This window comes from Mycobacterium sp. GA-1199 (assembly GCF_001500045.1).
Classification (GTDB): Bacteria; Actinomycetota; Actinomycetes; order Mycobacteriales; family Mycobacteriaceae; genus Mycobacterium.
Map to the genome: position 1 here is coordinate 13,107 of NZ_LQIX01000015.1, position 25,159 is coordinate 38,265.

A 25,159-nucleotide genomic window follows, 5' to 3' on the forward strand; every position below is an offset into this window, starting at 1 on the left:
TTCCGGTACCCGACGTCAACGGGGTGGGGAGCATGACTGGGCAGCCGCCGTCGGGCACGGTGACGTTCCTGATGACCGACCTCGAAGGGTCCACGCGCATGTGGGAACAGGACCCCGAGGCGATGAAGGCCGCCATGGTTCGCCACGACGAGCTGCTGGAGCAGACGATCGCCGAGCACAACGGGTTCGTGTTCGCGCGAATGGGCGACGGGATGGCCGCCGCGTTCCCGACGGCCGGTGACGCCGTGCGCGCAGCGGCGACGTTCCGCTGCCTGCTGGCCGAGGAGGAATGGCGTAGCCCGAAACCACTTCGGGCCCGGATCGGACTGCACACCGACGAGGCGGTCGTGGTCGAGAACCACTATGTCAGCGAGCCGGTCAATCGCTGCTCTCGGTTGATGGCGGCCGCTCATGGTGGGCAGACCGTGGTGTCGGGTGCCACCGAACCGCTTGTGCGCGACGAACTTCCCGACGGATCCCACCTCGTCGACCTCGGCGAGCATCGACTGCGCGACCTCGGTCGGCCAATGCGTATTTTCGAACTGGCCGCCGATACGGCCGACCATGGATTTCCGCCGCTCCGAACACTGGACGCCTTCCCCGGAAACCTTCCCGCACAGGTCAGTTCGTTCATCGGTCGCCAGACGGAGGTGTCCCGCGTGACTGCCGCGCTCGCCGGCTCGCGCGTCGTGACGGTGACGGGTGTGGGTGGGGTCGGAAAAACACGGTTGGCGTTGCAGGTCGCGGCCGACGTACTGCCCCGCTATCGCGACGGGGCATGGCTTGTCGACCTGGCGGCGGTCCGCGACCCGGACGGCATCTCAACGGCCGTAGCGGCGGTGTTCCGGCTGTCCAGCCGGGCCGGACAGCCGCTCGACGAACTGTTGCTCGAAATGCTCGAGAACAAGCGGCTGCTGTTGGTGCTCGACAACTGCGAGCACCTGATCGGGGCGGCCGCCCGCCTGGTGGCCCGGATCGAGCGGGACTGTCCCGATGTCGTCGTACTGGCCACCAGCCGCGAAGGTCTCGCGGTCGACGGTGAGCAATTGATCGCGTTACCGCCGATGAACGCCGGACTGCCGGACGACGCCCTCGAGACCCTGTTGAACACCGACGCCGTCAAGCTTTTCGTCGAGCGCTCACGTGCCGTCAAGGCCGATTTCACGTTGTCCCAGTACAACTCTCGCGCGGTGGTGGAGATCTGTCAGCGACTCGACGGGGTTCCGCTGGCAATTGAATTGGCAGCGGCGCGAGTCATCGCGTTGAGCCCCGCAGAACTCGCCCAGCGGTTGGACCGCCGATTCCAGCTGCTTGCCGGAGGACGGCGTGGCGCCGTCGAACGGCACGCAACGCTTCGTGCGGCCATCGACTGGTCCTTCGAACTGTTGAACGCGAACGAACAGCGACTGCTCGGCCGGATGGCCATCTTCTCGGCGGGATGCACCCTGGAGGCGATCGAGGAGGTGTGCAGTGACGATCCGTTGCGCTCCGAGGACATGCTGGACCTCGTCACGACGTTGGTGTCGCGGTCACTCGTCGTAACCGAAGACAGCTCGGCGGGAACCCGTTTTCGCATGCTCGAGACGGTTCGTCAGTACGGAGAGGAGAAGCTGGCCGAGTGGGGCGAGACGGACGCGCTGCTACTCAAGCACGCCCATTTCTATGGGGATCTGTCCGCGAGGGCGGCAGAATATTACTACGGGCCCGAACAGATTCGTTGGTCCAGACGGATCAATCTCGAACGCGAGAACATCCGCACGGCGCTGGCCACGGCGATCGATAAAGGACACACGCGATTGGCCGTTCAACTGGTCGCCGACCATCCGCATCATCACGGTTACGGCGGAACCGGCGAGGTTTTCGAGATCCGCATACCCTCCGCCCGGGTGATCGATCTCCCGGGCGCCGACCAGCAGCCCGGCTATCCTCGCGTGCTGATGGCGGCGGCCTGGCACGCCTATCTGCGGGGCGATTTCGACCGCGCCGACGAATGGCGCAGGCAAGCCGTTGAAGCCGATGCGCCACATCCGGATACCAGCCATCGGCCGAGGGTGGCGATGGACGGCTTCAACCTGATCGCGATGGCGGCCCTCGCGTCCGGCGACTACTCGGGTGCGGTGTCGGCATATCGTTCAGCCGCCGAAATAGCTGAAGCGGACGGGTACCCAGCTCTGGCCGCCGTCGCCCTCGCGGTATCGGTCAACGCGGCACTGCTCGGCGGTTGTTACGGCACCGAGGAAGTCGCGCGGGCCGAAGAGGCCGTCCGGTTGGCCCGGCGGTCCGGCATGCAGGCGGCAATCGTGATGAGCCTCAACGCCCTCGCACTAGCCTTGGCCGACACGGATCCTGTCCGGGCCAGAACACTTCTGAGAGAGAGTGTCGAGCGATGCGCCGACCCCGGGGAGGCCAGTCCATCCGGAGTCCTCACCGCGTCGTTGGCGGCCGGCCGACTCGGCGACTGGAATCTGGCATTGCGGCTTGGTGCCCGTTCGATGCAATTGGAGCGCTGGGTGATGGCACCGTTGCAGGTCGCTCCCTGTCTCGCGACATACGCGCGGGCGTTGGCCGAACACCAACCCGAAGCAGCCGGTGTCCTTCTCGGCGCCGCCTACGCGACTTTCCAGCGCGCGGCGGCCGAATCGAGGAAGGCGGGGAGACGCGCCGCCGCACCCACAGGCCCGAACGCCAACTTCGTCGTCACCGCGATGCACGACACCGGTCGGATCGTCGCGGCAGCACTGGGTGACGGACGCGCTCGAGAGCTTCATGCAGAGGGCAGACAGATGGGTATGGACGACGCGATCACCTACGCCCTGGCCGTCGTCGAAACCGACTCCCTTAACATCGACCGGTGAGCATCGAGCCCCGCCCCACCGCTGACCTGGTCGATGACATCGGCCCCGACGTGCGCAGCTGCGACCTGCAGCTCCGCCAATTCGGCGGGCGTGCGCAGTTCGCCGGGCCGATCGTCACGGTGAAGTGCTTCCAGGACAACGCGTTGCTGAAGTCGGTCCTGTCCGAGCCGGGTGATGGCGGCGTGCTCGTGATCGACGGCGAGGGGTCCCTGCACTCGGCGTTGGTCGGCGACGTCATTGCGGGGCTCGGCGTCGAGAACGGTTGGGCCGGTTTAATCATCAACGGTGCGGTCCGCGACTCCGCGATGTTGCGCACACTCGACATCGGCATCAAGGCGCTCGGTACCAATCCGCGCAAGAGCACGAAAACCGGTGAGGGCCAACGCGATATCAACGTCGAGTTCGGCGGCGTGGTCTTCACGCCCGGCCATATCGCCAACAGCGACGACGACGGCATCGTGGTGGTGGAACCGTAGTTCCCGCCCGGGTGTGCGGTTTCATACGCGACACGCCCCTCAGTCTCAAGTGGTCGCTGCAACACCTGATTGGAGAGGTGTTGCTTTATGGGTTGGGGATTTCGCGGTCGTGGTGTGTCGCTGGGTGAGAGCAAGGAGTCGGTACGGCAGCGGTTTTGGGAGGCGGTGAGTTCGGGGCTATCGCCGACGGCGGCGGCGACGGTGGCCGGGGTGGCTGGGGCGACGGGTCGGCAGTGGGCCAAGGACGCCGGTTATCGGACCGATCCCAAGCACTACGGTCTCCGGTATTCGCAGGCCAGCCAGGATGCGTTCTGGGATGCGCAACGGTCGGGGTTAACTCCGACGCAGGCTGCGGTGGCTGCTGGCGTGTCGGAGCACACCGCTCGGCGGTGGATCCAACAGGCTGGTTACGTGCCCAGAACCCCTGTTCCGCTTGCCGTTGCAGAGCCCCCTGCGTACCCGCGTGCGCCGATGGCGTTTCTTGAGCGCTGCCGATTGGAGCAGCTGCTGGAGACCGGGCATACCCCTGCACAGGCCGCTGGGTTGTTGGGCCGCCACCGCGACACCATTCGCCGCGAGATGAATCGTGGGCAGACCTTGTCGGGGTATCGGGCCAGGGTCGGCCAAGACACCGCCGATAGCAACGCCAAACGTCCCAAGGTGCCCAAGCTGCACGCCAATCCTGTCCTGCTCGCCGAGGTGGTGGCACGCTTGGAGACGCGGCACAGTCCCGAGCAGATCGCAGAACGGCTGCGCCAGGACTTCCCCGACGATCCGGAGATGTGGGTGTCACACGAGACGATCTATCAGGCCCTCTACGTCCAGCCGCGCGGCGAGTTGGCCAAGCTGGTCAAGACCGCGCTGCGCACCGGCCGTACTCAGCGTAAAGCGCAGGGACGCAAGCCGATAGAAGATCGCCAGCGGTTCAAGGCCGGCATGATCAACATCAGTGAACGTCCCAAGGAGGCCGATGACCGGGCCATCCCTGGTCACTGGGAGGGCGACCTGATCCTGGGCAGTACCGCTTCAGGTTCAGCGATCGGCACCCTGGTCGAGCGCACCACCGGATTCGTGGTGCTGCTGCACCTGCCCGACGATCGCACCGCGACCACCCTGGCCGAGGCCATGAGCGTCAAGGTGCCCGACATCCCTGAGATCCTGCGCCGCTCACTGACCTGGGACCAAGGCAGCGAAATGGCGCTACACACCAAGATCACCGAAGCCACCGGCCTGCCGATCTACTTCTGCGACCCCCACAGCCCCTGGCAGCGCGGCACCAACGAGAACACCAACGGACTGCTACGCCAATACTTCCCCAAAGGCACCGACCTGTCGTTCTACGGCCCTGGCTGGCTCGACCAAGTCGCCGCCGAACTCAACGCCCGACCCCGCAAACGCCTCAACTGGCGCACCCCCGCCGAAGAACTCCACCGACTACTGTCAGACCCGTCCACATTCGTTGCAGCCACCGCCTGAATCCACGCCCGTGGCGTATGAGAATGCACACTCGCGGACGCGAGACGCCGGCTAAGCCGAAGCCTTCACCGTCGCACGGTGTTTGGTGAACTCCAGCGCCTCGTCGTCGACCTTGCCACGACGAATCAGACGCAGATCCAACAGGTAGTTCTGCTTGAGCCGCCACGGCGTGACATGTCCGGCCTTCGGCAGATAGTCCAGCGCGCGCAGGACGTAACCGGGGGTGAAGTCCATCAGCGGGCGTTCGTCGACACTGTTGCCGGGATGCATCGGTTCGACACGGTCGAATCCATTGGCGTCCATGTAGTTCAGCACCCGGCAGAAGAACTCCGAGACCAGGTCGGCCTTCAGCGTCCATGACGCGTTCGTGTAGCCGATGGTGAACGCCATGTTCGGCATGTGGGTCAGCATCATGCCCTTGTAGGCCATGGTCTCGTTCAGCTCGATCGGCTCGCCGTTGCGCATGATCGCCGCACCGCCGAACAGCTGCAGGTTCAAACCCGTTGCGGTGATGATGATGTCGGCCTCGAGCTCCTCACCGGAGGTGAGCTTGATGCCCGTCTTGGTGAACCGCTCGATCGTGTCGGTGACGACGTCGGCCTTACCGTGGCGAATGGTCCTGAACAGATCGCCGTTGGGCGCCAGGCACAGCCGCTCGTCCCACGGGTTGTAGCGAGGCCCGAAGTGCTTTCCGACGTCGTAGCCCTTGGGCAGCCGGCGCTGCGCCATGGTCATCAGCTGCTTGCGCATGAAGTTCGGGAAACGCCTGCTGATCTGATACTGCGCGGACTGGAACAGGATGCTCTTCCACCGATTCAGCACATACGCCGGCTTCTCCGGCAACGTCTTTTTCGTCCGAACGGCGAACGGGTCCACGTCGGGCAGTGAACCGACATAGGTCGGTGAGCGCTGCAGCATCGTGACGTGGCCGGCGCCGGAGTTGGCCAGCGCCGGAATCAGGGTGACCGCGGTCGCGCCGCTGCCGATCACGACGATCTTCTTGCCCTGGTAATCGAGGTCCTCGGGCCAGTGCTGCGGATGGATGATCGTGCCCTCGAAGTCGTCACGGCCGACGAATTCGGGGGTGTAACCCTGGTCGTAGTTGTAGTAACCGCTTGCGGCGAACAAGAACGACGCGGTGATTTCGGCTTCCTGTCCGTCGCGTTCGACGCGCACGGTCCAGCGGTTGTTCTCATCCGACCAGTCCGCCGAAAGCACGCGATGGCGGTAGCGGATGTGCTTGTCGATGCCGTACTCGGCCACGGTCTCCTTGAGGTACGCCATGATCGACGGTCCGTCGGCGATCGCCTTCTCCGAGGTCCACGGCTTGAACCGGAAGCCCAGCGTGAACATGTCCGAGTCCGAGCGGATTCCGGGGTACTTGAACAGGTCCCAGGTACCGCCGAGGTTCTCCCGGCGCTCCAGGATCGCGTAGCTCTTGCCGGGGCAGCGGTCCTGCAGATGCCAGGCCGCGCTGATGCCGGAGATGCCGGCGCCCACGATGACGACGTCGAGGTGTTCGCTCATGGTACCGGAGCGTATCAACGGAGTGTCGAGTTAGTCAACAGGGTGTCGATTTTCTCGACAGCGTGTAAAGTCGTTCGATGTGACCGCCGTCAGCCAGTCCCGCGGACCGCGGGGACGCCGTTCCGGCCGCCCCTCCGGCGATGACCGTGAACAGGCGATTCTCTCGACACTCGAGGCGCTGCTCGAGGACCGATCGCTGGCCGACATCTCGGTGGACGACCTGGCCAAAGGCGCGGGAATCTCCCGTCCGACGTTCTACTTCTATTTCCCGTCGAAGGACGCGGTGCTTCGTGCGCTCGTCGAGCAGGTCATCGACGAGGCCGACCGCAATGCCGACGACGCGATGGGCGGCATGGATCCCGCGGTGGATCCCGCCGGAGTGTGGAAGGCCATCAACGCCCTGTTCGGGACCTTCGGTGCGCACCGCGCGGTCACGCTCGCGGGGGCGGACGCCCGGCCCACCAATCCCGATGTGCGCGCGCTGTGGTCACGCTTCATGCAGAAGTGGATCGACCACACCACCGCGTCGATCGAGAGTGAACGCGCTCGAGGCGAGGCGCCCGAGACGATTCCGGCACAGGATCTCGCGACGTCGCTGAACCTGATGAACGAGCGTACGATGCTTGCGGCCTTCGCATCGGAGCAGCCTGCCGTCAGCCCGGACCAGCTCGTCGACACCCTCGCCCACATCTGGGTCACGAGCATCTACGGCACCACTCGCCACTAGTCGGTCTTCGATGCGAACATATGTTCGTGTCCACTGGTCCCGGGGCGGCCTCGGCGAGCATCCTGCACGCCGATCTCGATTCGTTCTACGCCTCGGTCGAACAGCGTGACGAGCCGTCGCTGCGCGGCCGGCCCGTCATCGTCGGGGCAGGCGTGGTGCTGGCAGCCAGCTACGAAGCCAAGGCATACGGTGTGCGCACCGCGATGGGCGGACGAGAGGCACGCCGCCTCTGTCCGCACGCGATCGTCGTGCCGCCGCGGATGTCGGCGTACTCGCAGGCGTCGACGGCGGTCTTCGAGGTTTTCCACGACACAACTCCGGTGGTCGAACCGCTGTCGGTCGACGAGGCGTTTCTCGATGTGTCGGGGCTGCGGCGGGTCTCGGGCACCCCTGTCGAGATCGCGGCCCGGTTGCGGGCGCGGGTCCGCGACGAGGTTGGCCTGCCCATCACCGTCGGCATCGCGCGCACCAAGTTCCTGGCCAAGGTTGCCAGCCAGGAAGCCAAACCCGACGGGTTGCTACTCGTCCCGCCCGATCGCGAGCTGGCGTTTCTGCATCCGTTGCCGGTGCGCCGACTCTGGGGTGTCGGCGTCAAGACCGCCGAGAAGCTGCACACCTACGGCATCGAGACGGTGGCCGACGTCGCCGAGCTGAGCGAGTCCACTCTCGGATCCCTCGTCGGCGCGGCCATGGGCAGCCGGTTGTTCGCGTTGTCGCGCAACATCGATCGGCGCCGGGTGGTCACCGGTGTGCGCCGGCGCTCGGTCGGCGCGCAGCGCGCGCTGGGCCGACGCGGCAACACGATGTCGCCGGGCGAGATCGACGCCGTCGTCGTCAACCTGATCGACCGCATCACCCGGCGGATGCGCAACGCCGGGCGGACCGGGCGCACCGTGGTTCTGCGGCTGCGCTTCGACGACTTCGGCCGCGCCACCCGGTCGCACACGATGCCACGCGCGACGGCGTCGACCGACGTGATCCTGCACGCCGCCCGGGGCCTCGTGACCGCTGCAGCGCCGTTGATCGCCGAACGCGGTCTCACCCTTGTCGGGTTCGCCGTGTCCAACATCGATCGCGACGGCACACAACAGCTCGAGCTGCCCTTCGAAGAGAATCACGACACCACCGCGGTCGACGAAGCCGTTGATCAGGTGCGACAGCGGTACGGCAATTCGGCGGTGACCCGCGGGGTTCTACTCGGCCGCGACCCCGGTCTCGAAATGCCCCAGCTACCCGACTGACCCGGGCTTGCCTTTGCGCGGCTGGGCCTTCGCCCGCTTGGCGGGTTGTGCCTTCTTGGCTGCCCGGACCGGCTTCGGCGGTGTGTTGGCGGCTTCCGTCTTAGCCGACTTCATCGGCGGCACAACCTTTTTCGCGGGTGTCTTTTTGGCGGGCGCCTTGGCCGCGGTCTTCTTCGCGGTTCCCTTCTTCACCGGAGCCTTCTTCACGGGCGCCTTGGTCGCCGCCTTCTTGGCGGGCACCTTGGTCACCTTCTTGGCGGGTGCCTTCTTCGCCGGGGCCTTCTTCACGGGTGCCTTCTTCGGTGGCGCCTTATTCGCCGGGGTCTTCTTCGCTGGCGCCGACGACGACGGTTCGCTGTGCTCGGCCTGGTCTTCGGGCTCGCCGCTGACGCGTCGTACGAGGCGGCCGGCGGTCTCGCCCGCCGCGGTCGCGAGCTCTGCGGCACGCGCGCCCAGCGCCGCGGCCGTCTCACCGATAATTTTTCTCACAGTCACCCTGTACCCCGTTCGGGAAAGTTAACCGCGGACTCTCCTCAAGAACCGGCCCACGCCAGCAATTCCTCGGCGGGCCAGGTGTTGACGATGCGCTCGACCGGCACCTCGGCGTCGAGCGCACGCTGCGCTCCGTAGCCGAGGAACTCCAACTGCCCAGGCGCGTGCGAATCGGTGTCGATCGAGAACAGGCAGCCGATGTCGAGCGCGAGCTTGAGCAGCCGGGTCGGCGGATCGCGCCGCTCGGGCCGGGAGTTGATCTCGACGGCCGTTCCGTGGTCCCGACACGCCGTGAACACCTTCTCGGCGTCGAATTTCGATTCCGGCCGAATCCCACGACCCCCGGTGACCAGGCGGCCGGTGCAGTGGCCCAGCACATCGGTGTGCGGGTTGGCGACGGCCTTGAGCATGCGACGCGTCATCGACGGAGCATCCATCGCCAGCTTCGAATGCACACTGGCGACCACGATGTCGAGCCGTTCGAGCAGTTCGTCCTCCTGGTCGAGGGAGCCGTCCTCGAGGATGTCGACCTCGATACCGGTGAGAATTCGCAGCGGGGCGACCTTCTCGCGCAACTCGTCGATGACGTCCAGTTGCCGGCGCAGCCGCTCGGACGACAGGCCGTTGGCGATCCGAAGCCGGGGCGAATGGTCGGTCAGCGCACAGTACTCATGACCGAGATCCCTTGCCGCGGACATCATTTCCTCGATGGGGGCCGAACCATCGGACCAATTCGAATGCACGTGCAGGTCTCCGCGCAACGCCGCACGAATATCGCCGCCTCCGAGATCCTTTGCGTTGGAACGTAGTTCGGTCAGCACCTCGGGTTCACGACCGGCCCATGCCTGCGCGATGACCTTCGCGGTCTTGGGGCCGATGCCGGGCAGCGACTGCCAGCTGTTGGCGGCGCCGTGGCGGTCGCGTTCGGCGTCGGAGAGGGCCTCGACGATGTCGGCGGCGTTACGGTAGGCCATCACCCGACGCGGATCCTCGCGCGCACGGTCCTTGTAGTAAGCGATCTGCCGCAGGGCGTTGACGGGGTCCATCACTCCAGTGTGCCCGTTTTGCACGCCCAGACCTGGGGCGATATAGTGGCTTGCGAATTTGTTCAATCCATCAAGTGCTGGAATGTATGCCCCACCGCTTCCTCGGTAGCCCCGAGCTACCGCTCTACGAGATCAAGGCCAACCTGTTCAAGGCGCTGGCCCACCCGGCACGCATCCGTGTCCTGGAAATTCTGTCGGCCAACGGCGAGCCGACCTCAGTCAGCGAGATCCTCGCCGAAACCGACCTCGAGCCCACGCTGCTGTCCCAGCACTTGGCGGTGCTCAAGCGTAATCACGTGGTCTCGGCACAACGAGTCGGCAACTCAGTCCTCTACGAACTCGCCCACCCGAAGATCTCCGAACTCCTGGTCATCGCCAGAACCTTCCTCGCCGACGTCCTCGGAACCAACCGGGACCGGTTGGAGGCGTTCAAGACGCTGCCTCCGCTGGCGCACGACAAGTGAACCTCGCCCGACTGCTCCCGAACCGCCGGGACTACAGCGAGCTCCCCCGATCGTGGCGGCGTGACCTCCTGGCCGGAATCACGGTCGGCGTGGTCGCCGTACCCCTGGCCCTGGCGTTCGGCATCAGTTCGGGTGTCGGGGCCGCTGCCGGCCTGGTCACCGCCGTCGTCGCCGGTTTGGTGGCCGCCGTGTTCGGCGGGTCGCATGTGCAGGTGTCCGGGCCCACCGGTGCGATGGCCGTCGTGCTGGCACCAATCGTGGCTCACTACGGTCTCGGCAGCATCGCCCTCGTCACCGTGCTGGCCGGTCTGCTCGTGCTCGTCGCGGGAGTCACCGGCCTGGGCCGTGCGGTGACGTTCATCCCCTGGCCCGTCATCGAGGGGTTCACCCTGGGCATCGCCGCAATCATCTTCCTTCAGCAGGTGCCCGCTGCATTCGGCCAAGACAGCCCGGCGGGCGGGCGCACCTTGTCGGTCGCGTGGAACGTTGTCAGACAAGCGGATTGGTCATCGGCCGCGAAAACGCTTGCCGTGGTGGCGGTTGTCGCGACGCTGATGGTGGCCCTGCCACGCCTGCACCGCGGTATCCCGGAATCGCTGACTGCCGTGGTCGTCGTGACGGTAGTGGTTGTGGCTCTGGATATTTCGATAGCGCGCATCGGTGAGCTGCCCTCCCACCTCCCCACGCCCGTCATCCCTCAGGTGGACGTCGGCGCGATGCGGACCCTCGTCGGTGCCGCTTTGGCGATCGCGGCACTGGCCGCCATCGAGTCCCTGCTGTCGGCACGGGTCGCCGCCACCATGGCGCCGACGGGACCGTACGACCCCGACCGCGAACTGGTGGGCCAGGGCCTCGCTTCGGTCGCATCGGGCGCCTTCGGCGGTATGCCCGCGACCGGGGCCATCGCCCGTACCGCGGTGAACGTTCGTTCCGGCGCGCGCACCCGGGTCGCGGCTATCGTGCATTCGCTGGTCCTGCTCGCAGTCGTCTACCTGGCGACCGGACCTGTTTCCGCAATACCGTTGTCGGCCTTGGCGGGCGTTCTGATGGTGACCTCGTTTCGGATGATCTCGTTGTCCACCGTTCGCAAGATCCTGCGCTCGACCCGCTCGGATGCTGTGACGTTTGCGCTCACCGCTGCCATCACGGTGTGCTTCGACCTCATCGAAGCCGTGCAGATCGGGGTCGTCGTCGCGGCGTTCTTCGCGCTGCGCGGGGTGGCCCGTCGCAGCAGCGTGACCCGAGAAGATCTCCCGGCGCCGCGCCACCCCGGTGACGAGCGGATCGCGCTACTGCGCCTGGACGGAGCGATGTTCTTCGGAGTGGCCGAGCGCATCTCGAACGAGATCACCGATACCGACCACCCGCACACGTCGGTGGTGATCATCCGACTCAGTCAACTGGGCATGCTCGACGCCACCGGCGCGAATTCGTTGGCGCAGATCGCCAGCGAACTGGAGGCGCGCGGCATCACCGTGATCATCAAAGGCGTTCGCCCGGAACACATGAGCCTGCTTTCCAACGTCGGCGTATTCGACTCACTACGCCACGAGAACCACTTGATGGACTCACTCGACGAGGCGATCGACCATGCCCGAACCCACGTCACCCGCCTGACGCCCGAGCGCTCGTAGGGTTGATCGCGCCGTGTACGAGCGCGGCGACCTCGCCGTGGGTGGAGCCGCCGGTCAGGAACAGCATCTCGTCGCCGGCTTCGAGCACGTCGTCAGGCCGGGGCAGGACGATCCCGCTGTCGCGGATGATGATCGCCAGCGCGGTGTTCTCCACCAACGGCAGGTCGCACATCCGTTGGCCGACCAGCGGATCACCCTCGGGCAGCGTCAGTTTCGCAAGGCTGACCTGCCCGTGCCGCAATTGCATCAACCGCACCACATGGCCGATGTCGATGGCACCCTCGATCGCGGCCACCAGCGCGCTCGGCGCGGAGACCGCGACGTCGACGCCCCACGCCTCGGTGAACAACCACTCGTTGCGCAGGTCGTTGACCCGAGCCACCACGCGCGCGACGCCGAACTCCGTCTTCGCCAACAACGCGGCCGCCAGGTTCACCTTGTCGTCACCGGTCGCCGCGATAACCACATCGCACATCTGCAGGCCGGATTCCTCGAGCGAGGACAGCTCGCACGCATCGGCGAGCAGCCATTCCGCAGCGGGAACCGTCCGCGGTTCGTAGTGCCGCACGTCGTGTTCGATCAGCAACACCTTGTGGCCATAGCCGATCAGTTCCTGCGCCACGGACCGGCCGACCGCCCCGGCACCGGCGATACCGACTCGCATCATCGTCCGCTCCTCGACTCGATGCGATGCGTCGAAGTGGGGCCAGCGCAGCCGTATCACGCACTCATACTGACCCATCGCGGCGGCTTTGCGCGCAGCTACCGGCCCGGAGCGCCCGGCTACCGCCCGTGGTAGGTGTTTTACTGCCTTTCACACCGCCCATACGGTCCCGAACGGGGATGCAATGACCCTCGAGCAGCTCTATCTTGTGCTGCTGATCGCTGGGGTGGTGCTGCTGGCGAGCATCGTCGCCACCAGGGCCGCCAGCCGTGTCGGGCTGCCCAGCCTACTGCTGTTCCTCTTCGTCGGCGTCATCGTCGGTGAAGACGGGCTCGGCCTCAATTTCGACAACTATCTGCTCGCCGACCATCTGGGCACGGTGGCGCTGGCCGTGATCCTCGTCGAAGGCGGTCTGACGACCCGGTTCTCCGACATCCGCCGCGTGCTCGCGCCCGCGGGCGTGCTCGCGACCCTCGGGGTCGCGGTCAGCATGCTCATCACCGCCGCCGGGGCGCACCTGCTGCTGGGCATCAACTGGCAGTTGTCGCTGCTGCTCGGCGCGGTCGTCTCGGTCACCGACGCCGCGGCGGTGTTCTCGGTGCTGCGCGTGGTGCCTCTGCCCCGCCGGGTGGCCGGCTTGCTGGAGGCCGAGTCCGGATTCAACGACGCGCCGGCCGTCATCCTCGTGCTGATGTTCAGCGTGGCCCCGCTCGAACTGTCGCCCGTGCACGCGCTCACCGAACTGGTCTACGAGCTGGTGGTCGGTGCGGTGATCGGCGTCGGCGTCGGCTACCTGGGCTCGATGGCGCTGCGCCGCATCGCACTTCCGGCGTCGGGCCTCTACCCGCTGGCCACCTTCGGGCTCGGCATGGTCGCGTTCGCGGCAGGCGGCACCGCACACGGCAGCGGGTTCCTCGCCGCCTATGTGGCCGCGGTCGTGCTCGCCAACACCGGCCTGCCTCACCGTTCGGCCACACGTTCATTCGCCGAGGGTCTCGGCTGGCTCGCGCAGATCGGTCTGTTCGTCCTGCTCGGCTTGCTCGTCGACCCCAGTGACCTGGCCGTTGAGGTGGTGCCCGGCATCGTGACGGGTCTGGTGTTGCTGCTCGTCGCCAGGCCGCTATCCGTGTTCCTGTCCTTGGTGTGGTTCCGAATCCCTTGGCGCGAACAGGTTTTCGTCTCCTGGGCGGGGCTACGCGGTGCCGTGCCGATCGTGCTTGCGACCTTCCCCATCGTGGGCGGCGTGCCCGACAGCGTCCGCCTTCTCAACATCGTGTTCATCCTCGTGGTGGTGTTCACACTGGTGCAGGGTCCCAGCCTGCGCTTCGTCGCGCATCGACTGGGATTGATATCGAAAGAGGCGACGCGGGAGATCCAGGTGGAGTCGGCTCCGCTCGATGTGCTGGACGCAGAGCTTCTGACCATGACGGTGCAGGCGCCGTCGCGGCTGCACAACGTCACCGTGCTGGAACTGCGGCTACCCGATCCGTGCGTGATCACGCTGATCATCCGCGACGGGCGCACCTTCGTCCCGCAGCCCGACACCCGAATCGCGATCGGCGACGAGCTACTGATCGTCACCACCACCAAGACACGCGCATCGGCCGAACGCCGGCTGCGCGCGGTGAGCCGCCGCGGCAAGCTCGCCTACTGGTTCGACGAATTCGGCGAGACCGAATAGACAGCTGGAGTGGCTCACAGCCGGCTGTCAGGCGCTCGGGACTACCCTCGCCTCGGTGAGGTTCGCTTTCAAGACATCGCCGCAAAACACCACGTGGGCCGACATGCTCGCCGTGTGGAAGTTGGCCGACCAGATCGACGTGTTCGAGTCCGGCTGGACCTTCGACCACTTTTATCCGATCTTCTCCGACTCGACCGGCCCGTGCCTGGAGGGCTGGGTCACGCTCACCGCGCTCGCACAGGCGACCGAGCGGTTGCGCGTCGGTGTGCTCGTCACCGGCATTCACTACCGCCATCCCGCGGTGCTGGCCAATATGGCCTCCGCGTTGGACATCGTGTCCGACGGCAGGCTCGAACTCGGCATCGGCGCGGGCTGGAACGAGGAGGAATCCGACGCGTACGGGATCGAGTTGGGTTCCATCCGTGAACGCTTCGACCGCTTCGAGGAAGCATGCGAGGTGCTCACCAACCTGCTCAGCCAGCAGACCACATCGTTCGACGGCAAGTTCTATCAACTCAAGGACGCCCGCAACGAGCCGAAGGGCCCTCAGCGTCCGCACCCCCCGATCTGCATCGGCGGGAACGGCGAGAAGCGCACACTGAGGATCACCGCTCGATACGCCCAGCACTGGAACTTCGTCGGCGGAACCCCGCAGGAGTTCGCCCGCAAGCGCGACGTGCTGGCCGGCCACTGCGCCGACATCGGGCGGGATCCATCGGACATCATGCTCTCCGCGCACGTCCGGCTGGACCCCGACCGCAACTACGAGAAGGCGCTGTCGGAAGCCGCGGCCCTGGGACAGGAGGGGCTGGATCTGGCGATCATCTATCTGCCGCCACCACACGATCCCGCGGTGCTCGAACCGTTGGCCGATGCGATCGCCGCATCGGGTCTACGGAATTAGCCGCCGTTTCTGACGGTCACGGAAATATAACGATTTGGCAAACAGGCGGCCGACGGGATCAGCGCGAGGGTTTTCGCGCTTCCCAGTTCGCTAGACGCCGTACAGGCGGAGCTCGTCGGCGGTGATGAGGCGCTCGGCCTTGGCCGGAAACTCGCGGCTCTTCAGCGGATGACGGAGGAGTGACCAGGCGATTCGGCTCACCCGAGACCGGGATAGCGGGTTGACATACACGGAACTGACTCCTGTGTCGAAACCGATAGCTGACCGGGGCCCAACCTTACCTCAGTGCCCCCATGAAGTCATTAGAACCCGTCCGTCGGCAAACTGTGGTAGGCGCGCCGGTAAATCGTCTGATGTTTTTAGAGTTGCTGGAGTGACAGAAGTGACTCGAACTCAAGGTCGCTGGCCACTCAAACCGCGATAGTGCGGTTTCGTACGCGACGCGCGGCCCTACCGTATGAGACCGCACGCTCGCCGCCGGTCACGTCCGCAGAAACACGTCGTCCAACGTCACGGTGCGCAGCCCGCGCGCCCGGACGATGTCGACCAACTGCCCGAAGACTTCGGTGACGGGCGGGTGGTTGAGGTGGCCGATCACGATCTTCTGGGCGGTGAAGTGCCTCTCGGCCATCGCGACGACCTCCGCCGGCGGAATCCACACGTGGTCCTCGAGCGTGCCCGACCACAACGTGCCTGCGGTGTAGCCGAGGTCGGCGGCGACCTTGTCGACATGCGGGCTGGTCGCGCCGTAGGGCGGCCGGAAGTACGGACGCGCGTCGACGCCGTACGTCTTCCACAGGAAATCGTGGTTGCGCCGGAACTGTTCGGCCACGTCAACCAGTGACAGCTTGGTGAGGTCGGGGTGCGACCACGTGTGGTTGGCCAATTGGATTCGACCGTCGTCGACCAGCGGCCGCAACAGGGCGGCGTGATCGGTCCACGACCGGTAGATCCCGTTGACGAAGTAGGTCAGCCGGAGCCCGGTGGCCTTGGCGAATTGCGTATAGGCGCGCACCACGTCACTGCTCACCCCGTCGTCGACGGTCAGCGCCAGCAGATCTCCCTCGCCGGGCAGGCTGCTCAGCACGCCACCACCGGGTAGGGCGATCCGCGCCGACGCCGGTGGCGGCGGCAACAGGCCGGCCGAGGGTGCGGGCGGGACCTGCGAGGCGGCTACACCGGCGACTCGCGGCTGCTCCCCGGTCGCGCACCGGCTCAGCCCCACGGCGCCCACGGTGGCGACGGACAGCGCCGCGATGAAGTTGCGCCGGTTGAGTCTTCGCCCGGCGCCGACGGTTGGGTAGCGGCCGATCACCGCCATTACTGTCGCGCGCTCAGGCGCAAAAGCCGTACATTGCGCCGCGTGTCGCGGCGGAACCTACCGCTGCGGAACGGCGGTCGGCTTGATCGGCGCGGGCAGCGCCGACTGGCCCATCAGGTAGCGGTCCACACCCGCCGCGGCCGCGCGGCCCTCCGCGATCGCCCACACGATCAGCGACTGCCCGCGTCCCATGTCGCCTGCGACGAAGACACCGGGCACCGAGGAGGCGAAGTCGGCGTCTCGGCTGACGTTGCCGCGTTCGTTGATCTCGACGCCGAGGTCGGTCAGCAAGCCTTCGCGCTCGGGACCGGTGAAGCCCATCGCGAGCAGGACGAGATCGGCTTCCAGCTCGAACTCGGTGCCCTCGACCTTCTCGAACTTGCCCGCGTTCATCTTGACCTCGTGGCCACGTAGCCCGGTGACATGCCCGTCTTCACCGATGAACTCCTCGGTGTTGACCGAGTAGACCCGCTCGCCGCCTTCCTCGTGCGCCGAGGACACTCGGAACATCAACGGGTAGACCGGCCACGGCGTGGAGTCGGCGCGCGTGTCCGGCGGGCGCGGCATGATCTCGAACTGGTGCACGCTGGCTGCGCCCTGACGGTGCGCGGTGCCCAGGCAGTCGGCGCCGGTGTCCCCGCCGCCGATGATGATGACCTTCTTGTCCTTGGCGTGGATCGGCGGCAGACCGTTCTCGTCGGTGACGGGGTCGCCGAGTTGCACGCGGTTCGCCCACGGCAGGTACTCCATCGCCTGGTGGATGCCGTCGAGCTCGCGACCCGGGATCGGCAGGTCGCGCCGTTCGGTCGCGCCACCGGCGAGCACCACCGCGTCGAACTCCTTGCGCAGCTGCTGCGCGGTGATGTCGACGCCGACGTTGACCCCGGTACAGAACTCGGTGCCCTCGGCCGCCATCTGTTCCAGACGACGGTCGATGTGGCGCTTTTCCATCTTGAATTCGGGGATGCCGTAGCGCAGCAGCCCGCCGATGCGATCGTCGCGCTCGAACAAGGTGACGCTGTGCCCGGCGCGGGTCAGCTGCTGGGCGGCGGCCAGCCCGGCGGGGCCGGAGCCGACGACGGCGACCTTCTTGCCGGTCTTGACCTCAGGCGGTAGCGGCGTCACCCAGCCCTCGTCGAACGCCTTGTCGATGATCTCGACCTCGACCTGTTTGATCGTGACCGGGTCCTGGTTGATGCCGAGAACGCAGGAGCCCTCGCACGGCGCCGGGCACAGCCGGCCGGTGAACTCGGGGAAGTTGTTCGTCGCGTGCAGCCGTTCGATGGCGTCACGCCAACGATCGTTGCGCACCAAATCGTTCCACTCGGGAATCAGGTTTCCGAGAGGACACCCGTTGTGGCAGAACGGAATCCCACAGTCCATACAGCGGGTCGCCTGCTCGCGCAGGGTGTCGTGGGAGAAGTCCTCGTAGACCTCTTTCCAGTCGCGCAGCCGAATCGGCACGGGCCGCCGTTGCGGAGTCTCGCGCTGGGTGTACTTGAGGAAACCGCGGGGATCAGCCACTGGCGGCCGCCATGATCGCCTCGTCGACGTTGGCGCCGGTCAGTTCGGCCTCCGCGATCGCCTCGAGCACCCGCTTGAAGTCGCGGGGCATCACCTTGGTGAAGTGCTTCACGTTGTTGTCCCAGTCGTTGAGGATGCGTGCTCCGACGGCGGAATCGGTGGCGTCGACGTGGGCTTGGATCATGCCCGCCAGCCACTCGAGGTCCTCCTCGTCGAGGTCCTCCAGTTCCACCATCTCGGCGTTGAGGTTGTCCGGCAGTGCGCCGTCGGGGTCGTAGACGTAGGCGATGCCGCCGGACATGCCCGCGGCGAAGTTGCGCCCCGTCGGACCGAGGATCGCGATCTTGCCGCCGGTCATGTACTCACAACCGTGGTCACCCACACCTTCGACCACCGCGTGCGCACCGGAGTTGCGCACCGCGAACCGCTCGCCGACCTGGCCGCGGAGGAACGCCTGGCCGCTGGTCGCGCCGAACAGGATCACGTTGCCCGCGATGATGTTGTCCTCGGCGACGTAGTCCTCGGGCGCGCTGTCGGACGGGCGCACCACGATCCGTCCGCCCGAGAGGCCCTTGCCCACATAGTCGTTGGCATCGCCGTAGACCCGCAACGTGATGCCCTTCGGCACGAACGCTCCGAAACTGTTGCCCGCCGAACCGTCGAAGGTGATGTCGATGGTGCCGTCCGGAAGGCCCTGTCCGCCATAGGCTTTGGTCACCTCGTGACCGAGCATCGTGCCGACGGTGCGGTTGACGTTGGCGATCGTCGTCGAGAAGCGCACCGGCGTCGCCGAATCCAGCGCCTCGCGACACATCACGATCAGCTGCTGGTCGAGCGCTTTGTCCAGGCCGTGGTCCTGACGCGAACTGCAGTACAGGTCCTGGTTCATAAAAGCCGACTCGGGCTCGTGCAGCACGGGCGCCAGATCCAGCTTGTAGGCCTTCCAGTGCTCGGCGGCCTTCGTGGTGTCCAGCGCGCCGACCTGCCCGACCATCTCGTTGACCGTGCGGAAGCCCAACTGGGCCATCATCTCCCGTACTTCTTCGGCAATGAACATGAAGAAGTTCTCGACGAATTCCGGTTTTCCGGTGAACCGCTCGCGCAGCACCGGGTTCTGGGTGGCGACGCCCACCGGGCAGGTGTCGAGGTGGCAGACGCGCATCATGATGCAGCCCGACACGACCAGCGGCGCGGTGGCGAAACCGAACTCCTCGGCACCCAGCAGCGCGGCGATCACAACGTCGCGTCCGGTCTTGAGCTGACCGTCGACCTGAACCACGATCCGATCGCGAAGACCGTTGAGCAGCAACGTCTGCTGAGTCTCGGCCAGGCCGAGCTCCCACGGCGCACCCGCGTGCTTCATCGAGGTCAGCGGCGTTGCACCCGTCCCACCGTCATGGCCGGAGATCAGCACCACGTCGGCATGTGCCTTGGACACGCCTGCCGCAACCGTCCCCACACCGTTCTCGGAGACCAGCTTGACGTGCACCCGGGCCTGCGGGTTGGCGTTCTTCAGATCGTGGATCAGCTGCGCCAGATCCTCGATCGAGTAGATGTCGTGGTGAGGCGGCGGAGAGATCAGACCCACGCCGGGTGTCGAGTGTCGCACCTCTGCGACCCACGGATACACCTTGCCGCCCGGAAGCTGGCCGCCCTCACCGGGTTTCGCGCCCTGGGCCATCTTGATCTGGATGTCGGTGCAGTTGCTCAGGTAGTGGCTCGTCACGCCGAACCGGCCCGACGCCACCTGCTTGATCGCGCTGCGCCGCCAGTCGCCGTTCTCGTCGCGGTCGAAGCGCTTGACGTCCTCGCCGCCCTCACCCGAGTTCGACCTTCCGCCAAGGCGATTCATCGCAATGGCCAACGTCTCGTGCGCCTCGGCGGAGATCGAGCCGTAGCTCATCGCGCCGGTCGAGAACCGCTTGACGATCTCGCTGGCCGCCTCCACCTCCTCGAGCGGCACCGGCGGCCGCACGCCGTCGCGGAACTTGAGCAGCCCGCGCAGCGAGGCCATTCGCTCGCTCTGATCGTCGACGAGTTTGGTGTATTCCTTGAAGATCTCGTACTGCCCGGTGCGGGTGGAGTGCTGGAGTTTGAACACCGTGTCCGGGTTGAACAAGTGGTACTCACCCTCGCGGCGCCACTGGTATTCGCCGCCGACCTCGAGTTCGCGGTGCGCCCACTCGTCGGGCCGGTCGAGATAGGCCAACGAGTGCCGGGCCGCGACGTCGTCGGCGATGTCGTTGAGGTCGATTCCGCCGACGGGGCAGGTCAACCCGGTGAAGTACTCGTCGAGCACCTGCTGGTTGATGCCGATGGCCTGGAACAGCTGGGCGCCGGTGTAGGACGCCAGCGTGGAGATGCCCATCTTCGACATAACCTTCAGCACGCCCTTGCCGGCGGCCTTGACGTAGTTGGCCTTGGCCTGGTCGCTGGAGATGCCGGTGATCACACCGCGGTCGACCATGTCCTCGATCGACTCGAACGCCATGTACGGGTTGATCGCCGCCGCGCCGAATCCGCACAGCGTGGCCATGTGGTGCACCTCGCGGGCGTCGCCGGCCTCGACCACCAGGCCCACCTTGGTGCGCGTCCGCTCGCGAACCAGGTGGTGATGCACGGCCGACACGGACAGCAGTGACGGGATCGGGGCCATCTGCTCGTTGGACTCGCGGTCGGAGAGCACGATGATGCGGGCGCCGTCGCGGATGGCCGCCGACGCCTTGGCACGCACGTTGTCCAGGGCTTCCTTGAGGCCCTGGCCGCCACGGTTCACCGGGTACAGACAGCGGATCACCGCGGCGCGCATGCCGTGCTTGTGGCCGCGGATCTCGTGGTCGGGGTCGACGCAGATCAGCTTGGACAGTTCCGCGTTGCGCAGGATGGGCTGCGGCAGCACGATCTGCCGGCACGAATCGGGACCTGGATTGAGCAGGTCGCCCTCGGGCCCGACGGCCCCCTGCAGGCTGGTCACCACCTCTTCGCGGATCGCGTCCAACGGCGGGTTGGTGACCTGCGCGAACAGCTGCTGGAAGTAGTCGTAGAGCATCCGCGGGCGGTTCGACAGCACGGCGATCGGGGTGTCGGTCCCCATGGAGCCGAGCGCCTCGGCGCCGGTCCGGGCCATCGGCGCGATCAGCAGGTTGAGTTCCTCGTAGGTGAACCCGAAGATCTGCTGGCGCAACACCACCCGGTGGTGCGGCATCCGGACGTAGTCGCCGGGCGGAAGCTCGTCGAGGTCGAACAACCCGGCGTCGAGCCACTCCTGGTACGGGTGCTCGGCGGCCAGTTCGGCCTTGATCTCCTCATCGTCGACGATGCGCCCCTGCGCGGTGTCGACCAGGAACATCCGGCCGGGTTGCAGGCGCATCTTCCGGACCACCGTCGAGGGGTCGAGGTCGAGCACGCCGGCCTCCGAGGCCATCACGACCAGGCCGTCCTTGGTGACCCAAATACGCGACGGGCGCAGACCGTTGCGGTCGAGGACCGCGCCGACGATGGTGCCGTCGGTGAAGCACACCGACGCCGGGCCGTCCCACGGCTCCATGAGCGAGTCGTGGAACTCATAGAAGGCCCGACGGGCGGGGTCCATACTCTCGTGTCGCTCCCAGGCCTCCGGGATCATCATCAGCACCGCGTGCGGCAGGCTCCGCCCGCCAAGGTGCAGGAGTTCGAGCACCTCGTCGAACCTGGCGGTATCCGAGGCGCCCGGCGTACAGACCGGGGTGATCTTGTCGAGGTCCTGATTGGGGCCGAAGACGTCGGTCTTGATGAGCGCCTCTCGCGCGCGCATCCAGTTCTCGTTGCCGGTGACGGTGTTGATCTCGCCGTTGTGGGCGATGCGCCGGAACGGATGGGCCAGCGGCCACGACGGGAACGTGTTGGTCGAGAAGCGCGAGTGAACGATGCCCAGCGCACTGGTGAGCCGGTCGTCCTGCAGATCGAGGTAGAACGCCTTGAGCTGCGGGGTGGTCAGCATGCCCTTGTAGACGAACGTCTGCCCGGAAAGACTTGGGAAGTAGACGGTTTCACGCCCCGGCCCGTCCTGTCCCGGCCCCTTGGTGCCCAGCTCGTGTTCGGCGCGCTTGCGCACCACGTACGCGCGACGCTCCAGCTCCATGCCCGAAGCGCCGCCGATGAACACCTGCCGGAATGTCGGCATCGCGTCGCGGGCCAGGGCGCCCAGCGCCGAATCGTCGATCGGCACCTCGCGCCAACCCAGGACCTCGAGCCCTTCGGCCTCGGCGATCTTCTCGACGGCCTCGCACGCGGTCGCCGCATCCTTCGACGACTGCGGCAGGAACGCGATACCGGTGGCGTAGCTCCCCGGCTCCGGCAGGTCGAAGTCGAGCACCTCGCGCAGGAACGCGTCGGGAACCTGCAACAGGATGCCTGCACCATCGCCGGTGTTCGGCTCGGCGCCCTGCGCACCGCGGTGCTCCAGGTTCACCAGAGCGGTGATCGCCTTGTCAACGATGTCGCGACTGCGGCGGCCGTGCATATCGGCCACCATGGCGACGCCGCACGCGTCGTGCTCGAACCCGGGGTTGTACAGCCCTTGCGTCCTGGGCGCCATTCCCACCTACCCTTTTCCTGCACGTCTTACGAAGCTTCTGCCTGACAGCCGTAGACAGCGGCGGTTAGCCGGTCCGGCTATGGAGTGCCTTCGTGCAGCATCGAACGCCGGCTTGTTTCCACTTGCCCCGAGTGGAGAAAACGATATGACAAACACCGGGTGACATGCCAACTTAGTAGAACCTAACTAGCTCGGCGGGGTGGGCGGCCGACCCGCTCGCCGCCAGCGGTGTCTCACGCTCAATTCCGTTGTGGCCCTGGTATTTTCAAGGCATTCAGCGATCCCCCAGCGGAGTGCGGTACACATCACACTTCCCTTCCGACGCCGCCTGGCGTTTGCTGAGATGCGCCGTTTCGGCGCTTTTACCAGCTTAGGCCGCTGCGTCGAGGTTTGCGAAAAGCCTAGCCAGATTCTTAGGAAACCGCTTTCAGGCTGGTTTCGGGGGTGAGGTCCAGCCGCCGCAGCAGCTGGGCATTGAGCGCCACCACGACCGTCGACGCCGACATCAAGATCGCGCCGACGGACATCGGCAGGACGAAGCCGATCGGCGCCAGCACCCCGGCGGCGAGCGGGACCGACACCAAGTTGTATCCCGCTGCCCACCAGAGGTTTTGCTTCATCTTGCGGTACGCGGCCCGGGACAGCAGCAGCACCGACAGCACCGAGCGCGGATCCGACCCGGCCAGGATCACCCCGGCCGAGGCGATCGCCACGTCGGTTCCGGCGCCGATCGCTATGCCGACGTCGGCCGCAGCGAGCGCGGGTGCGTCGTTGACCCCGTCCCCGACCATCGCCACTTTGCGGCCCTCACCTTGCAACTCGGCCACCTTCGCCGCCTTGTCCTCCGGCCGGACCCCGGCGAAGACGCGCTCGATCCCCAGGTCGGCGGCCACGGCTCGCGCGACGGCCTCCGCGTCGCCGGTGATCATCACCACTTCGATGCCCAGCTTCGTCAGCGCCTCGACCACCTGCGCGGACTCCGGTCGCACCTCGTCGGCCAGCTTGATCGCACCCACGGCGTCACCGTCGACGACTACGTGCAGGATGATCGCCCCCTCGTCGCGCCACTGGCCGGTTTCGGGGAGGTCGGTCAGTCCCGCTTCGGACAGCATCCGCGGTCCGCCGACCTGGACGCCGCGGCCCCCGACCGTGGCCTTGACGCCGACCGCCGGGGACGAGCTGAAGTCGGTGGTCGGCGGCAGCGCCAGCGAGCGGTCGCGCGCGGCCTCGACGATCGCCCTGGCCAGCGGATGCTCGGAGTACGCCTCGGCCGCCGCCGCCCAGGCCAGCACGTCCTCGGCGGACTGTCCGGGTGCGGTCGCGACCGCGGTGACCGTCGGCTCCCCCTTGGTCAGCGTGCCGGTCTTGTCGAAGAGCACGGCATCGACGGTCCGCATGCTCTCCAGCGCCAGCCGGTCCTTGACCAGAACGCCCCCGCGCGCGGCGCGTTCGGTGGCGATCGAGACGACCAGGGGTATCGCCAGCCCGAGCGCGTGCGGGCACGCGATCACCAGCACGGTGATGGTCCTGACGACGGCCGCGGCGGGCATCCCCGCGAACGACCACACCACCGCGGTGATGACGGCCGCCGACAACGCGAACCAGAACAACCAGCCCGCCGCCTTGTCGGCCAGGCGCTGGGCCCGCGACGACGAGTTCTGCGCCTCGGTCACCAACCGCTGGATACCGGCGAGCGTCGTGTCGTCGCCGACCGCGCTGACCCGCACCCGCAACCCCGAGTCGGTGGCCACGGTGCCGGCCACGACGTGGTCGCCGGTCTCGCGGCGGACCGGACGCGATTCACCGGTGACCATCGACTCGTCGACGTCCGCGGCGCCGGCGACGATCTCGCCGTCAGCGGGGATGTTGCCTCCCGGGCGCACCAGCACGACGTCGCCCACCCGCAGCTGTGCCGGTGCGACGGTCTCCGTGCCGCCGTCGACGACCCGCTCGGCCTCGTCGGGCAGCAGCGCAGCCAGCGAATCGAGCGCGGACGTGGTCTGCGCGAGCGAGCGCATCTCGATCCAGTGGCCGAGCAGCATGATCACGATCAGCAGCGCCAGTTCCCACCAGAAGTCCAGTTCGTGATGCAGCACGCCGAGGCTGGCGCCCCAGGACGACAGGAAGGCCACCGTGATTGCAAGCCCGATCAGCAGCATCATTCCCGGTGCGCGGGAACGAATTTCACTCACTGCCCCGGACAGGAAGGGTCGCCCGCCCCAGACGTACATCACGGTGCCGAGCACCGGCGGAACCCATCGGATCCCGGGAATGTCGGGCAGCGAGTAGCCGAGGATCATCGCGAACATCCCGGACAGCGCGACCGTCGGGACGGCGAGCACCAGCATGGTCCAGAACAGGCGCCGGAACTCGGCTACATGGCCGGAGTGGTCATGACCGCCCGAGTGGCCGTTCGAGTGGCCGCCCGGATGGTCGTGGCCCGAATGACCGTCGGCGGCCGTGTCAGGGTGTTGTGCACCATGGCCGGTATGCGTCATGGCGGCCATGGTATACCCCCTAGGGGTATATAGCCAGGGCTTGTTCGGTCACG

The 25,159-nt window shown here is 66.6% G+C and carries 17 protein-coding genes; 9 read left to right on the forward strand and 8 right to left on the reverse strand.

Annotation, left to right across the window (positions count from 1 at the left end; all coding sequences use genetic code 11):
- Positions 1 to 32 precede the first annotated feature (32 nt).
- From AU198_RS12465 to AU198_RS12475, 3 genes are all read left to right on the forward strand, one after another.
- Positions 33 to 2,855, forward strand: a complete 2,823-nt coding sequence (locus tag AU198_RS12465; RefSeq protein ID WP_064348453.1) for an ATP-binding protein — start codon at positions 33 to 35, stop codon at positions 2,853 to 2,855.
- Positions 2,852 to 3,331, forward strand: a complete 480-nt coding sequence (rraA, locus tag AU198_RS12470) for a ribonuclease E activity regulator RraA (protein WP_064348454.1) — start codon at positions 2,852 to 2,854, stop codon at positions 3,329 to 3,331. Before AU198_RS12465 ends, rraA begins: the two co-directional genes overlap by 4 nt.
- A gap of 87 nt (positions 3,332 to 3,418) precedes the next feature.
- Positions 3,419 to 4,807: an IS30 family transposase gene (locus AU198_RS12475; protein WP_064348455.1), complete on the forward strand. Its 1,389-nt coding sequence runs from the start codon at positions 3,419 to 3,421 to the stop codon at positions 4,805 to 4,807.
- A gap of 51 nt (positions 4,808 to 4,858) precedes the next feature.
- Here AU198_RS12475 and AU198_RS12480 read toward each other — a convergent pair whose 3' ends face one another.
- Positions 4,859 to 6,334 carry a flavin-containing monooxygenase gene (locus AU198_RS12480; RefSeq protein WP_064348456.1) on the reverse strand — a complete coding sequence of 492 codons (1,476 nt, stop codon included), beginning with the start codon at positions 6,332 to 6,334 and terminating at the stop codon, positions 4,859 to 4,861.
- Between the two features lie 79 nt (positions 6,335 to 6,413).
- Between AU198_RS12480 and AU198_RS12485 the strand changes: the two genes are divergently transcribed.
- Entirely contained in the window at positions 6,414 to 7,061 is a 648-nt protein-coding gene (locus tag AU198_RS12485; protein WP_064348457.1) for a TetR/AcrR family transcriptional regulator, read from the forward strand.
- Between the two features lie 20 nt (positions 7,062 to 7,081).
- Positions 7,082 to 8,302, forward strand: a complete 1,221-nt coding sequence (gene dinB / locus AU198_RS12490) for a DNA polymerase IV (RefSeq protein ID WP_064348458.1) — start codon at positions 7,082 to 7,084, stop codon at positions 8,300 to 8,302.
- Here the strand turns inward: dinB and AU198_RS26420 are convergent.
- Complete coding sequence (locus tag AU198_RS26420; RefSeq protein ID WP_197416106.1) at positions 8,291 to 8,791, reverse strand: hypothetical protein; 501 nt, start codon at positions 8,789 to 8,791, stop codon at positions 8,291 to 8,293. The two genes, dinB and AU198_RS26420, sit on opposite strands and share 12 nt — an antisense overlap.
- Before the next feature lie 44 nt (positions 8,792 to 8,835).
- Positions 8,836 to 9,840, reverse strand: a complete 1,005-nt coding sequence (locus AU198_RS12500) for a PHP domain-containing protein (protein ID WP_064348519.1) — start codon at positions 9,838 to 9,840, stop codon at positions 8,836 to 8,838.
- Between the two features lie 86 nt (positions 9,841 to 9,926).
- On the opposite strand from AU198_RS12500, the gene AU198_RS12505 reads away from it, so the two are divergent.
- Both AU198_RS12505 and AU198_RS12510 read left to right on the forward strand, forming a co-directional pair.
- Positions 9,927 to 10,304, forward strand: a complete 378-nt coding sequence (locus tag AU198_RS12505) for an ArsR/SmtB family transcription factor (RefSeq protein WP_064348459.1) — start codon at positions 9,927 to 9,929, stop codon at positions 10,302 to 10,304.
- Positions 10,301 to 11,938: a SulP family inorganic anion transporter gene (locus tag AU198_RS12510; RefSeq protein WP_064348460.1), complete on the forward strand. Its 1,638-nt coding sequence runs from the start codon at positions 10,301 to 10,303 to the stop codon at positions 11,936 to 11,938. The genes AU198_RS12505 and AU198_RS12510 overlap by 4 nt, the downstream gene beginning before the upstream one ends.
- Here the strand turns inward: AU198_RS12510 and AU198_RS12515 are convergent.
- On the reverse strand, positions 11,910 to 12,602 hold the full coding sequence (locus AU198_RS12515) for a potassium channel family protein (protein WP_064348520.1): 693 nt from the start codon (positions 12,600 to 12,602) through the stop codon (positions 11,910 to 11,912). The genes AU198_RS12510 and AU198_RS12515 overlap by 29 nt on opposite strands.
- Before the next feature lie 184 nt (positions 12,603 to 12,786).
- On the opposite strand from AU198_RS12515, the gene AU198_RS12520 reads away from it, so the two are divergent.
- Positions 12,787 to 14,283, forward strand: a complete 1,497-nt coding sequence (locus tag AU198_RS12520) for a potassium/proton antiporter (protein ID WP_064348461.1) — start codon at positions 12,787 to 12,789, stop codon at positions 14,281 to 14,283.
- 55 nt (positions 14,284 to 14,338) lie between these two features.
- Complete coding sequence (locus AU198_RS12525; RefSeq protein WP_064348462.1) at positions 14,339 to 15,187, forward strand: LLM class F420-dependent oxidoreductase; 849 nt, start codon at positions 14,339 to 14,341, stop codon at positions 15,185 to 15,187.
- Positions 15,188 to 15,668: 481 nt separating this feature from the next.
- Here AU198_RS12525 and AU198_RS12530 read toward each other — a convergent pair whose 3' ends face one another.
- From AU198_RS12530 to AU198_RS12545, 4 genes are all read right to left on the reverse strand, one after another.
- Positions 15,669 to 16,508: a polysaccharide deacetylase family protein gene (locus AU198_RS12530; RefSeq protein ID WP_064348463.1), complete on the reverse strand. Its 840-nt coding sequence runs from the start codon at positions 16,506 to 16,508 to the stop codon at positions 15,669 to 15,671.
- A 57-nt stretch (positions 16,509 to 16,565) separates the two neighbouring features.
- Positions 16,566 to 18,032, reverse strand: a complete 1,467-nt coding sequence (locus AU198_RS12535) for a glutamate synthase subunit beta (RefSeq protein WP_064348464.1) — start codon at positions 18,030 to 18,032, stop codon at positions 16,566 to 16,568.
- Positions 18,025 to 22,608, reverse strand: coding sequence for a glutamate synthase large subunit (gene gltB / locus AU198_RS12540; protein WP_064348465.1), 4,584 nt, complete (start codon positions 22,606 to 22,608; stop codon positions 18,025 to 18,027). The genes AU198_RS12535 and gltB overlap by 8 nt, the downstream gene beginning before the upstream one ends.
- Before the next feature lie 413 nt (positions 22,609 to 23,021).
- Entirely contained in the window at positions 23,022 to 25,115 is a 2,094-nt protein-coding gene (locus AU198_RS12545) for a heavy metal translocating P-type ATPase (RefSeq protein WP_064348466.1), read from the reverse strand.
- Between the last annotated feature and the right edge of the window lie 44 nt (positions 25,116 to 25,159).

Bases quoted from the DNA above. Each gene is read 5' to 3' on its own strand.
- AU198_RS12465 (WP_064348453.1), top strand. From the start codon at position 33: ATGACTGGGCAGCCGCCGTCGGGCACGGTGACGTTCCTGATGACCGAC.
- AU198_RS12545 (WP_064348466.1), bottom strand. From the start codon at position 25,115: ATGGCCGCCATGACGCATACCGGCCATGGTGCACAACACCCTGACACG.
- AU198_RS12480 (WP_064348456.1), bottom strand. From the start codon at position 6,334: ATGAGCGAACACCTCGACGTCGTCATCGTGGGCGCCGGCATCTCCGGC.
- AU198_RS12515 (WP_064348520.1), bottom strand. From the start codon at position 12,602: ATGCGAGTCGGTATCGCCGGTGCCGGGGCGGTCGGCCGGTCCGTGGCG.
- AU198_RS12500 (WP_064348519.1), bottom strand. From the start codon at position 9,840: ATGGACCCCGTCAACGCCCTGCGGCAGATCGCTTACTACAAGGACCGT.
- dinB (WP_064348458.1), top strand. From the start codon at position 7,082: ATGTTCGTGTCCACTGGTCCCGGGGCGGCCTCGGCGAGCATCCTGCAC.
- gltB (WP_064348465.1), bottom strand. From the start codon at position 22,608: ATGGCGCCCAGGACGCAAGGGCTGTACAACCCCGGGTTCGAGCACGAC.
- AU198_RS12520 (WP_064348461.1), top strand. From the start codon at position 12,787: ATGACCCTCGAGCAGCTCTATCTTGTGCTGCTGATCGCTGGGGTGGTG.
- AU198_RS12505 (WP_064348459.1), top strand. From the start codon at position 9,927: ATGCCCCACCGCTTCCTCGGTAGCCCCGAGCTACCGCTCTACGAGATC.
- AU198_RS12530 (WP_064348463.1), bottom strand. From the start codon at position 16,508: ATGGCGGTGATCGGCCGCTACCCAACCGTCGGCGCCGGGCGAAGACTC.
- AU198_RS12475 (WP_064348455.1), top strand. From the start codon at position 3,419: ATGGGTTGGGGATTTCGCGGTCGTGGTGTGTCGCTGGGTGAGAGCAAG.